The 12,346-nt window shown below is 48.6% G+C and carries 10 protein-coding genes; all 10 read right to left on the minus strand.

The annotated features are described in order from the left end of the window. Positions 1-234 precede the first annotated feature (234 nt). Positions 235-1,224 (minus strand): dipeptide epimerase, encoded by a 990-nt coding sequence (locus tag J4G07_10115; GenBank protein MCE2414350.1) that lies wholly within the window; start codon positions 1,222-1,224, stop codon positions 235-237. Positions 1,225-1,368: 144 nt separating this feature from the next. After that, on the minus strand, positions 1,369-3,597 hold the full coding sequence (locus J4G07_10120) for an N-acetylmuramoyl-L-alanine amidase (protein ID MCE2414351.1): 2,229 nt from the start codon (positions 3,595-3,597) through the stop codon (positions 1,369-1,371). After that, entirely contained in the window at positions 3,594-4,049 is a 456-nt protein-coding gene (locus J4G07_10125) for a hypothetical protein (protein ID MCE2414352.1), read from the minus strand. Before J4G07_10125 ends, J4G07_10120 begins: the two co-directional genes overlap by 4 nt. A 135-nt stretch (positions 4,050-4,184) precedes the next feature. Beyond that, entirely contained in the window at positions 4,185-5,216 is a 1,032-nt protein-coding gene (floA, locus tag J4G07_10130) for a flotillin-like protein FloA (protein MCE2414353.1), read from the minus strand. 128 nt (positions 5,217-5,344) lie between these two features. Next, positions 5,345-6,244 (minus strand): flotillin-like protein FloA, encoded by a 900-nt coding sequence (gene floA / locus J4G07_10135; GenBank protein ID MCE2414354.1) that lies wholly within the window; start codon positions 6,242-6,244, stop codon positions 5,345-5,347. A gap of 131 nt (positions 6,245-6,375) precedes the next feature. Beyond that, a complete protein-coding gene (locus J4G07_10140) occupies positions 6,376-6,861 on the minus strand; it encodes a hypothetical protein (protein MCE2414355.1) in 486 nt (161 codons plus the stop codon). Positions 6,862-7,144: 283 nt separating this feature from the next. Continuing rightward, entirely contained in the window at positions 7,145-8,599 is a 1,455-nt protein-coding gene (locus tag J4G07_10145; GenBank protein MCE2414356.1) for a hypothetical protein, read from the minus strand. Between the two features lie 412 nt (positions 8,600-9,011). After that, entirely contained in the window at positions 9,012-9,575 is a 564-nt protein-coding gene (locus J4G07_10150; GenBank protein ID MCE2414357.1) for an SIS domain-containing protein, read from the minus strand. Positions 9,576-9,671: 96 nt separating this feature from the next. After that, positions 9,672-10,640 (minus strand): ROK family protein, encoded by a 969-nt coding sequence (locus J4G07_10155; GenBank protein ID MCE2414358.1) that lies wholly within the window; start codon positions 10,638-10,640, stop codon positions 9,672-9,674. A 139-nt stretch (positions 10,641-10,779) separates the two neighbouring features. After that, positions 10,780-12,285 carry a hypothetical protein gene (locus J4G07_10160; protein MCE2414359.1) on the minus strand — a complete coding sequence of 502 codons (1,506 nt, stop codon included), beginning with the start codon at positions 12,283-12,285 and terminating at the stop codon, positions 10,780-10,782. Positions 12,286-12,346 lie beyond the last annotated feature (61 nt).

A 12,346-nucleotide genomic window follows, 5' to 3' on the forward strand; every position in this document is an offset into this window, starting at 1 on the left:
ACAAGGGACTGCCCCTACAGGGAAAATCCCTTCAACCCAACTGACAATACTATCAAACTCAACTTGACACAGCACTAGTCACGCGTTACCAACTGACGCGCCGCAATTTTCAAATTCTGGCTAAACTTTGACGTAAAATAACTCAGAACTGATGTATCACTATAAACTTACGGTTTAACTTCAGATAACACGGTATCATTCCAATTTTGTGTGCGGCAGGTAAGTGCCTTTCTTCTATATACTACCAATACCGGGGCGGTTTGGTAGTATCAATTTGCCCTTATCAAGGCTAACACCTGTGTATGGATCGTTCGCGATGAGCAGATGACCATCCAGATCGGCATAGTCCACGAGAGGTGTCAGATGTGCAGCGGCAGTGATACCAAGTGAGCTCTCTATCATACACCCTAACATAACGCTTAAACCGTGGGCGCGAGCAACATTTATCATTCGGTATGCCTCAAGCAATCCACCACACTTGACGAGTTTGATATTGATACCGTCAACACACTCAGCGAGAACCGGAATATCACTCGAGCGTTTGACGCTTTCATCGGCAATAATCGGTAGTTCTGAGTGTTCGTAGACAAACTTGAGTCCTGCCAGATCATTCGGTTTCGTCGGTTGTTCCACCAATTCGACACCATACCGAGCAAGGTCGCGAATCTTGCGGACAGCCTCCTTTGGAGTCCACGCAGTATTCGCATCGACGTAAATGGGTTTATCCGTGACCTCTCGGAGTTTCTGAATGATCTCAATATCCTGGGGTGTGCCGAGTTTGACTTTCAGGATCGGATACGCTTCAGCATGTCGGATCTTCTCTGCCATTACCTCAGGTTCATCGAGACCAATCGTGAACGACGTGTAAGGGGTCTGATGCGGATTGAGACCCCAGAGTTGATAAAGCGGAACACCAAGTTTTTTACCGAGTCGATCGTGCAATGCCATATCAAGGGCGGACTTTGCTGCGTAATTGCCACCGAGCGTCGCTTCAACGATTTCCATCACATCGTGGATTGCATCGAGATCTTTCGGAAGTGCTGGCGCAATGGTTTCCAACGCCACACTCACCGTCTGAACAGTTTCGCCGTAAAACCGAGCTGGTGCCGCTTCACCGATGCCACCGTCAATCTCCACAGAAATCACCTGTCGGAACGCGTCTGTCGCGCGACGCGCAATCTTGAACGGATGCTGAAGTTGTAAATCTGTGATTTGCGTTTTCATTATACCTTGCCCGGAAACGGCGTGATTTGAATCTTTTACAGGCATTCCTTAAATCCGTCCTCCAAATGTAAAGCATTCTGGCTGCGAAGCAAAATTATGCCATTTAAGGAGAACCTAATTTCATTACGGACTACGCGCTTTCGTCTAATTGGAAGAATGCGCCGACACATCCTTTAAGTACTCCATAAACCGTTTTTGTCTTTCTGCCGGAATTTCTCCATCGTCCTTTAGGAAAGTCCATGCCCCGAAGAAAATCGCATGAGCCCCCGACACACCAGAAGCGTTTGGGTGATTTAAAGATTTAATTTGAAGCGTCATCGCCATCTTATTCGTCTGCTGAATTTCAGGAGTCGTTCTATCTTGAACGGTAACAATCGGGGTTTCATAAAGTGTGCTGTTAAACTGTTCAAGTATCCGTTTTAGGAAGGTCTCTGTCACCTGATTGCCTCGGTAGTGTGCCGCAACCAGAGTAGATTGCTCCTTATCCCATTCAGCGTGATTAATTTGCAAATAATACCCGCTATCCTTGATAGCGTTGACTTTCTGTATCCGTTTTTCCACAGACATTTTTGACCCGTAGGTATAAATATTATAAACCTTTGCCCCCGCGAGTTTCAACATCCTTTCCAATGTTGTAAGGAGTTCCTGTGTCTCAGGGGTATCCGTTTGAGAATCGAGAACAATGACAGTAGAGACAAACACACCATCCGCGATAGGGTGAAGTCCGACATCGGCAATCGTTGCTTGATTCGGTTGAATGTGAATCTTACGCTTGTCGGGATAGTATCCTCTTTTAGAAATATGAAGCGTCGTTTCGCCGAAATCCTGCGATTCGGAACTTGTTGTGATAAAGAAGTGTCCCTCGGCATCCGTAACAGTCATCAATCCTGAATCAGTTTGTAATTGTGCGTCTTGGATCGGTTTTTTAATTTTTCCTTGCGGTTCGATGCGATGTGTTTTGGCATCTGACGTGCCTTTGGGTATATCCGCGCGCCAGACTTGACCTTGCACAATCGCGCCATTGGTGTCCGAGAAGTGAATTATCAACGACTGATGTGTCTGTTGATATGAGACTTCCACCGTTGCTGTGCCTGGTGTATCAGATGCGTGTAGATAGAATTGTGCTGAGCCATTTTTTGAGAGTCGGCGATCCTCTTTGAGTGTCCCGTTAGACGTTTGTGCGTAGATCGGTTCATCGTCAGCAATTGGCATCCCCTCAGTGTCCTGGGCAGTTACAGAGATACCAACGTAACTTTTCCCATCAGCAGGGAGTGTCTTTGACCACGCGCTGAGATCCAACGCCTCTGCAGGCGGTGCCACCTTAAACCATTGCGGTGAAGGCAGACTGTGATTCCCATAATAATTCACCAATTCTGTCTGGACAAAATGCACGCCGTTCGATAACGGTTTATCGAGGGAGACAGTAATCTGATCTGTCGCTCGATCGTAGTGATACGGAACATCCATGTTATCAACCTTGACACGGATGGAGTCGGTGAAGACCTGCTGACGTTTGAGCATCCACGCGCCCCGTTCATGGAGTCCGTCCATAACCTGAATCTGGAGGCGCGGTGTTTTCGTTTCGATGACAGAGGTATGTGGCGGTTCTACAAGAACGCCTTTTGGAAACCCGCCTTCAACATAACGGGCGATACCCAGAAAGTAACCGTATGCTTCCTTTTTCAGATAACTGTCCTCCTGCAGCCTTGCCTCTTCCTCTGGGTTCGAGAGAAAAGATGCCTCACACAACACCGCTGGACATTCGGTCAGTCGCAAGACTCCAAAACCGGAAGCCGTTATTAATTTATCCGAGTAAAGTCCTGATGCTGGAGAGGTGGGCAATTGAAGCGCATCTGAGACTCCCTGCTGGACATACCGAGCGAGGTCGAGACTCTGGCGTGAGTCATCCGCATCGCCGTGATACCAAGTGGAGGTATAGTTAACTTTCGGGTTATCGATCCCGTTATGGTGCAGCGAGATGAAGAAATCAGCACCATTTTCGTTGGCGATTTCACTGCGCTTTGACAGACTGACATAGGAATCATCAACGCGCGTCATGATGACGGTAGCCCCGACCTGCTGTAACATCTCGCGTAGGTGGGAAGCCACTCGTAGATTCACATCCGCTTCGCGAACGCCTGTTGGACCCCGTTTGTAATCCGGGACGTGTGCTTGTCCGCCGTGTCCGGGATCCAGGCAAATTTTGAAACCTTTGAGATGCCGAGTATAAGGGGGAGGATCAAAGTGAAGAGGGGTCTTTTGCTCTGCAAGCTCCTGACGTTGGGAACACCCCGCAAACACCAGAAGAATCAAAAGGATCTTTAATTTTTCCTTGCGGTTCGATGAGGTGGGCTGACTGCTAATGGTTCTCACTGCGAAGTAGGTCTCCGACGGCTGCGCGATTTAGGACGACCAAGGATCTCTGAGAGAATGATGCCCTGACGAAACGTTTGCGGTGATAAGTCCAGCAGCGATGTCGCGGGGACAGATCGCGTTCTGGTCGGAGATTCTACAGGCACTGGAGGCGGTTGGGGTTTCGGTGTTTCGACAACCGGATCAGGCTGCTCCGCTTCAGGACGCATTGGTTCTTCGGCAACCGGTACTACCTCTTGTTCGTCCTGCTGCAAAATCATCTGCTCGAGTTGCGTCTCAAACGGGAAATCTTCCATGAACGGAGGGGGTGTCTCTTCGCTCTCTGGCGTCACACGCTCACCCGCTTGTCTTTCCGCATCCCGTTGTTGCGCTTTCCGTCGACGCGCGTTGCTCAAGATAGATATCAGGATCACGATAACCAACGGTCCCAGCATCTGGAGGATATTTTCCATTTTTAATTATTCCTTGCGGTTCGATGAGGTGGGCATAGGGCTTTAACGTTGCTTTCCGTATACCCGTTTTCCACTTCGTTTCAAGCTGCGGTTAGGTGGATTGAGTTAAAAAATTATGGACACCCTAAATACCGACTATGTAAGTCCGAGGGAGTGTGCAGACCGCGTTGTGTCTACCTCTTGAGTGCCGCCCGGTGAAGCGATCGATTGACGCATCTCTGTATCCGCAAGGATATTACGGAGTTCGTAATACGTCATCACACTCATCCGCTGAGAATCAAAGGTGTCCGAGATGGCGAGTGGCACCTCCGCTTCTGCCTCAATCAGTTTGACGGTCATTTCTTCGACTAACGCTTTATTCTCTTCCTCTTCCGCTTGTGCGCGGGCACGACGTTCTTCCGCTTTCGCACGTGCTATCTTGAGTTCAGCCTGTGCTTGGTCGGTCTGTAATTTTGCACCGACATTCTCACCCACATTTATATCGGCGATGTCGATTGACAGAATTTCAAAGGCGGTCCCTGCAGCTAAGCCCTTGGCGAGTACCGTCTCTGAGATACGAACCGGGTTTTCCAAGACTTGCTTGTGGCTTCCCGATGAGCCAATCGTCGTGATAATCCCTTCGCCGACCCTCGCACGGATCGTGTCTTCAGTCGCACCGCCGACGAGTCGGTCAATGTCGGCTCTCACCGTAACACGTGCTTTCACGATTAACTGGATACCATCGCGGGCAACAGCAGTGATACCCGAATTCGGATCCTCTCTACTGGGGATATCTATAATCTCAGGCGTAACGCTGACCTGGACGGCTTGCAAGACATCTCGACCTGCGAGATCAATTGCGGCAGCCTGCGCGAAACCGAGAGCAATGTTGGCTTTATCTGCGGCAATCAGTGCCGATACGACACTCGCAACACGTCCCCCAGCGAGAAAATGTGCCTCCAGATCGTCAAGAGATAGATTTAAGCCTGCTTTCGTTGCGTTGATCTGAGGATCTACAATCCCCGAGGGTGGAACACGCCGCAAACGCATTGCAACGAGATCGAAAATTCCAACCTTCACGCCTGCCGCAATAGCAGTAATCCATAGCCCGATCGGAACGAGCCAACTAATAATAATAATAAACAGGATAAGTAGGACAGCAATAATTGCGACCATTGTTGGTGCCATGTTTATTTTTCTCCCTTTTAATGGCAATCAGCGATTAGCAATCAGCAATCAGTGAAGAGGTATTTTGGTGAAGATGCGGTTTCCTCTTGCTGACTGCTGACTGCCGACAACTGACAGCCCTTCTATTGTTACTCTGTATTCGTGTCCAAGTTGCCTTCACGGAACGCATTCGCCAAAGAACGCGGAACTTGCGCTTCCGCTTCAACGACTTTCGCACGCATCTCTTGGACGCCTGCAGTCATCTCTTGTTTCCGAGCGACTGCCATAGCACGACGCTCTTCTGCTTTCGCTTGTGCGACGACCAAGTCTGCCTCGGCTTGCTCCGCTTGGAGTTCCGCACCGATGTTTTTGCCAACGTTGACATCAGCAATATCAATTGAAAGAATTTCAAAAGCCGTTCCAGCATCAAGTCCGCGGTCAAGCACCGTCTTCGAGATAATGTCCGGGTTTTCAAGCACATCTTCATAAGTTTCAGAGGCACCGATAGCACTGATAATACCTTCTCCGACACGAGCAATGATCGTCTCTTCACCTGCACCACCGACGAGCCGATTGATGTTCGTGCGCACCGTAATACGGACAGTGGCTATCAACTCAACACCATCTAAAGCAAGCGCACTGATTTTCGGGGTCGTGATTACCCGCGGATTGACGCTGACCTGAACCGCCTCAAAGACATCACGTCCAGCCAAATCTATAGCAGCAGAGCGTTGAAAATTCAACTCAATTCTCGCTTTATCTGCGGCGATGAGCGCGCTGACAACATTGAGCACATTACCACCCGCAAGGTAATGCGCTTCTAATTCGGCAGTCGCTGCCTTCAATCCAGCCTTGTGGGCACTGATTAAACCCTTCACAATAACATTCGGATTCACGCGTCTGAGGCGCATCCCGATTAAGTCAAAAATTCGGAGAGGAACTCCCGCTGCTACAGCGGCAATCCACAGTCCAACGGGGACGAACCAGAAGAACGCGATGATCAATATTAGAACAACAAGGGCAATTCCCCCCGTAAATAAATCTATCATTATCTGCCTCCATGAATTAGCCGTCGGCAGTCAGGTCGGATTTTTTCAAAATCCTTTCAGCAGTCAGTGAAAGAGGGTATCGTTTACAAAGGTATCCTCTTTGCTGATTGCTGATTGCTAATTGCTGATTGCTATTGTAAACTACGAACTACGACACGACTGCCTTCTACAAAAATCACTTCGACTTCGGTATCTGCAGGAACGTATTCACCCTGTGTGACAATATCAACACGGTGTCCATTGATAAGCGCAGCCCCAGCAGGACGCAGTGGTGTCAATGTTTTACCGGATTTCCCAACTAAATTTTCTAATTCCGACGGAGGCGCGTGGAAACCCTCTGCCTTATTTTGCGTTTTTCCTAAGATAAAGGTTTTACCGACAGGCGTTGCACGCATAACCGATAACCCCACAATCGCCAGTGGAATAACGCCTATTAGCGTTGCCCCCGTATAAGTTAAAGCCATCTGCAATCCATATTCCGACCAAGCGACCCCGACACCTATCAGTATAAGGATAACCCCCGGCACACCTGCTGCTCCAAATCCGGGAAGGATGAGCACCTCAATGAATACTAACAGAATTCCAATGCCTATCAGGAAGATGAGAAACCCTATCATATCTTTTAGTTTTACCTTGCGGTTCGGTCAGGTCGGTTTAATGAATAAATTGCCTTTACGTTGACCCGCCTGCGTGTTTTTACTTGGGCGTTTCTGCGAATTGCTGCGAATTGCTGCGAATTTTTGCAGGCTACATGTCTGGTAGAAAGTTGTAAAGTGTTCTAAAATCTGTAAAGTCGCAAGCGCGTCTCTGTAAACTTGCAAACTTTAGTACACTTCGCACCTTTGAAACTCTCATCGCGGTTTTCTGTGGTGATTACAGGATATATCGACCAAGCAAAAATTAATCATCCTCAACTGCTTCTACGAAAACTTTAGGACCTTCAACGCTTACGACTTTTATATTGCTATCTTGTGCGATAAAATCGCCGACGGTGACAACATCTACCCTATTATTAGCGATTCGAGCCGTTCCAGAGGGACGCAAAGGCGTTAGGGCTGTCCCAGATTTTCCGAGATACGCCTGAAAATCCTCCGAACTCGACGAGTGGTATCCCATCTCTGTATCCATCACTGTTGACAAAGCGAGCCTCCGAAAAAGCTGCGTTTCAGGTAGGAGAAAAGCGGCGAGAATCACCAAGCCAGCACTCAAAATCACGGAGATTGAGAGCCACATAACCGCGGTCCGGAACTCATAAGCCTTGTCGAAAACGAAAAAGACGCTCCCTAACATCAGCGTGATGCCAAGAATTCCGGCAACACCAAATCCGGGGATGACGAAAACCTCTAAGGCGATAAGTCCAAGACCGATCAGGAAGAGTAGAAATGCCCATTCTGCACCGATTTTCGTTAGCATGTGTCCACCGAAGAAAAGCCCTACACAAACTAAACCGAGGAATCCGGGAATACCGAAACCGGGTGTGCGAATCTCTATAAAGATACCGAGGATTCCCAGTGAAAGGAGCAGCGAACTGATGAGTGGATTCGTCAGAAAGAAAACAACCCTATCCGCAAGTGTCGCCTCAACCTCGGTAATACGTGCGCCTGCCAATGTTTTTAGGCGATTAATTTCTGAAATACCAAAATCCTGCTCTCGTTGTGCAATGCCCTCTTCTGTTAGGGGCAATTTATTTCCTTCAATCTCAACAATCTCGTATTGTGCCAATAGTTCTGTGAGGTTTTCGGCTTGTGCGTCTGCGAACCCGTATTCTAACGCCTGTTGGGTCGATAGCGTGAGCAGTTTTCCCTCGGCACAGAGAATTTCCATATCTTCGCCTTCTTCTTCACGCGAAATGTACTCTTCAGGTAGGAGTTTAATAATCTGACCATCTGCAAGTTTTACGAGAACGAGTTCTTTGTCCACCATCGCTTCGGCAATATCTGGGTTTCGGTTCTCGCGTTCTGCCGTTGCACGAATGGTGCCCTGAATATAAGAGATTGCCTTTTCCCCAACCTCTTGCCCTTGAATATTAACGGGCGCGGAATCCCCAATCGTTCCTCCCGAAGTCATGACAATCTGATTACAGGCGATAGAAATCATCGCTCCCGCAGATATAGCCTGTCGATTGACAAAAGCGATTGTGGGAATTTGTGTATCCTGAATAGATCGGATAATATTTATGGCGGAATCTACCCGACCGCCCGGTGTATCCACATCAAAAACAATAACATCGGCACCAGCCTCCTCTGCTGTTTGGATGCCATCACTGATATAGGTGCCGAGCCCGCTCCCGATCTCGTTCCGAATGTCAATCACGTAAACCAGCGCGGGGTCCTGAGCGGACAGATCGCCACTCATGAGGAGATATCCGATCAAAAGGAACACATTTTTTAATTTTATCTTGCGGAGAAATGAAATGGGTTTCATGTTGAATTGCCTCTCTTAAATCCGCCTTCCACTTCGTTTTTTAATTTTACCTTGCGGAGAAATGACGATATTTGTAACTTCAGGGTTTTCGCGTGCGAGTCGCCTGCGCCGTTGTTGCAGGCTGCGTTTTTTGTTGTTAATTTTACATTGGGGATAGACCCCGATATTTGTAACTGGACGAATTTTCTCTTTTATTCGGACCACCTCCACAGCACCTAACCTACACGCCTTCCGAAACGGTTTCATAATGCTACAAAAGAATGCTCTGCGTCCATCCTAAATAATTGGTAACCAATTCAATTATACCCGAAGGCAACAGTAAACGTCAAGACCGATTTGCAATTCAACTTGCTGTGAACTCTTCTTGGATCCATGCATGGAGAACATGGTTCAGGATTAAATGGACATCCTCAACGGGACCGTAGCGATCACTATCCACAACGACATTCACATCACAAATCGTTGCCAAGGCACCACCGCCGAAGCCACTCCACCCGATTGTTTGACACCCAATCTCTTTCGCGTGTCGCATTGCCCGAAGCACATTCTCTGAATTGCCGCTCGCACTGATACCGATAACAGTATCGCCCGGGTTCACGAGATTTTTGAGTTGTTCAACGAAAACATCTTCATAAGCGACATCGTTTGACCATGCCGTCATTGTCGCGACGTTATCCGTTAAACTCATAACACGGAAACGGGGTTTACCGGGGACACTCGTGCCTTTTCCTAAGTCACAGGCAATATGTGATGCTGTAGAAGCACTTCCGCCGTTACCAATCACAAAAATTTGCTTTTCGGCGTAATATGCCTCCATAATAACATCTATAGAACGTCGGACATCTGCCAATGTGAGTCGCTCTAAAACATCTTGTAGATGCGAAATATAGTTCTGGATTCTCTCCATTTATAGTAAATCCTATAATTATTTGGTCTCCGCGGTAGGCGAGGTTTCAAACCTCGCCTACCTGGGTGTGTCTATAAGTAAGTAGGTAAGCAATTTTCAGACGACTAATGCGATGGCAGCGAGGTCACCCAACGCATCACCTAATTGGGCAGGCGCGATATGAACCGCTTCTGCAGGACGGGTCATTGCAAACTTTGAAACTGTCTCCCGAATCGGATCGAGTAAGAGATCACCAGCGGCAATTGCGATCGTTCCGAGTAAAACGATGTCAGGGTTCAAGATGTTGACCAAATTTCCGATACCCCAGCCCATGTAATATGCTGTCTCCTGAACGAGTTCTAAAGCTAAAGCATCGCCCGTGCGCGCCGCGGCGAGTACATGCTCCGATTTGACACCTTCAATTTGTCCGTCGGCAAGTGCTAATAGTGCCGTTGATGCCTTCCCGTTCTCCAGCTGCTTTTGTATTGCAGTCTGTGCGCGGCGTGCGATAGCAGGACCGGAACAGAGTGCCTCAAGGCATCCCTGTTTTCCACAGCCACAGCGGGGTCCATCCGGTAGAAGTATCTGATGTCCTACCTCACCGGCACTGTCATTGGCACCGTGGTAAACCTGACCATTGATAACAATACCACCCCCGATACCTGTACTCATCGTCATATAGAGGACCGCACTATAGCCACGTCCACCGCCGAACCTGAACTCTGCGAGCGCACTCGCATTCGCGTCGTTCTCAATCGTCACTGGTACCTGAAATTCAGATTCCAATTTTGCTTTAAGCGGTAGCGCGTCCCAGCCGGGTAAGTTCGGAGGAGAATAGACAATCCCAGTCTTCGTATCCAACGGACCGCCACAACTCACGCCTATCGCTGAAATAGATGTCTGTTCCAAACCGGCTTGACTGACAACTTCACGCACCATATCAAACAGCAAATCGATCGCATATTCCGGTCCCTTTTCTGAGAACGTCGGTTTACGCACCTTGCCGAGGATATGTCCGCGCCTATCAGCGACAACAGTAGCGAGTTTCGTTCCACCGATGTCAATGCCTACAATGTGCTTTTTCATACGCCTATCCCTCTCTGAAGAAAAAGATAAATTGAGTCATTGACGGGCGATTCATCGCCCTACTACAAACGAAGGACACTGCTTGTAGGAGTGCTATTTATAGCACGTTCCGTAAATAGTCAGACAATTAACACTTATGTTACAACTCATAATTTAGGGCGCGCAGTGCAGGATAAATCTGTTCGTATGTTTTCAACTTCTCATCGTAACGCTGTGCGAACTCTTCACGCGGATAATACACATCGCGTGGCGTGACCAGCTGCTCGACTGCCGATTCGATGGATTCATATTTGCCTATCGCTGTGCCAGAAAGGATGGCAGTGCCGAGACAGACGCCTTCCGATATATCAAGGGCAATCACCTTTTTCCCAAACATATCCGCTTTGAGTTGGAGCCATTTTTCAGATTTCGCGCCACCACCGATGGCACGCACCTCGTTTATCACAACCCCAGCGTCTTGAAGCATAGCGAGATTCTGTTTAATTTCGTAACTAATACCTTCCAGAATCCCTTTGATCAGTTCACCTTTCGTCGTCGAAAGCGTCAATCCGACAATTGCGCCCTTCGATTCCAAATCGAGATAAGGGGTGCCCGAACCCGTGAAGTGTGGCAGCACCATGGCTGTCCCTGGGGCATCCGGGAGTTCCTCCATCAGTAAATCGTAGACATCGCGTCCTTCTGCCTCTGCTTGGGCGACTTCTGCTTGCGCGAGTGTATCTCTGAACCATCGCAGCACAACGCCGCCACTGGATACAAATCCCAGTGTGACATACAACCCATCGACAACGTGCGGATAACAGGCGAAATTCCCGTCTATCATGTCTTCGTTGATGACGGGTTCTGTGAAAGCGGGTGCGATACATTCAACAGTGCCAGTGGCGTCCATTACCTCACCGCTCCGAATAATTCCCGCACCTAAAGCACCGCACGGTTGGTCGTGTCCACCCGTGACGCATACCACCCGTTGTGGGAGACCGAGTTCATCAGCGACCTTTGTGCTAACCTCACCGATCGGCGTGCCTGATGGCGCAGCGTCTGGAAAGAGTGCCGCATCTACATCTGCCAAACCGAGCATTTTTTCTGACCAAACCTTGTTGATAATGTCAAATGCCATCGTGCGCGCGGCGAGAGAATAGTCCACCACAGGCGAAACACCGAGTTTGAAATAGACAAAATCTTCAAAACCGAGAAATTTCCATACCTGTTGATAAAGATCAGATTGGTTCTGCTGCATCCAGATGAGTTTCGCCAAGGTATGAATGTCACTCATTGGCATCCCGGTGATTTCCATTACCTCTAAAGGTGTTATCTGTTGTTTTAGCCTATCGCAGATGCCGGTTGTCCGAGCATCGAAAGTAGTAATCGCGTTTGCTAAAATCTGACCATCGGCGGATACCGGTGTTACCGCTTCACCTTGTGAAGCGACACTGATTGCCTCAATTGGATCGGATTTCGTTTGTGATGCAACCTGTTGAATACCAGCCGCTATGTTTTCCCAGACGACATTCGCGTCCAGTTCCGACCAGCCGGGTTGCGGATGGATCAACGGATACTCGCTGTATGCTTGTGCGAGCGTCGTCCCATCTTCGCGAAAGGCGATAACCTTACATCCTGTTGTTCCAACATCAATACCCAAAAGACTCATGGCTTCCTTCCTTTTCTCCTTGATACGGGATGCGATTATCATACAATAGATTACACATTAA

Source organism: Candidatus Poribacteria bacterium (genome assembly GCA_021295715.1).
In the GTDB taxonomy this organism is placed as follows: domain Bacteria; phylum Poribacteria; class WGA-4E; order WGA-4E; family WGA-3G; genus WGA-3G.

Coding starts and splice junctions, on each gene's coding strand:
- floA (MCE2414353.1), bottom strand. CDS start 5,216: ATGGCACCAACAATGGTCGCAATTATTGCTGTCCTACTTATCCTGTTT.
- J4G07_10125 (MCE2414352.1), bottom strand. CDS start 4,049: ATGGAAAATATCCTCCAGATGCTGGGACCGTTGGTTATCGTGATCCTG.
- J4G07_10155 (MCE2414358.1), bottom strand. CDS start 10,640: ATGAAAAAGCACATTGTAGGCATTGACATCGGTGGAACGAAACTCGCT.
- J4G07_10115 (MCE2414350.1), bottom strand. CDS start 1,224: ATGAAAACGCAAATCACAGATTTACAACTTCAGCATCCGTTCAAGATT.
- J4G07_10160 (MCE2414359.1), bottom strand. CDS start 12,285: ATGAGTCTTTTGGGTATTGATGTTGGAACAACAGGATGTAAGGTTATC.
- J4G07_10145 (MCE2414356.1), bottom strand. CDS start 8,599: ATGAGTGGCGATCTGTCCGCTCAGGACCCCGCGCTGGTTTACGTGATT.
- J4G07_10150 (MCE2414357.1), bottom strand. CDS start 9,575: ATGGAGAGAATCCAGAACTATATTTCGCATCTACAAGATGTTTTAGAG.
- J4G07_10140 (MCE2414355.1), bottom strand. CDS start 6,861: ATGATAGGGTTTCTCATCTTCCTGATAGGCATTGGAATTCTGTTAGTA.
- floA (MCE2414354.1), bottom strand. CDS start 6,244: ATGATAGATTTATTTACGGGGGGAATTGCCCTTGTTGTTCTAATATTG.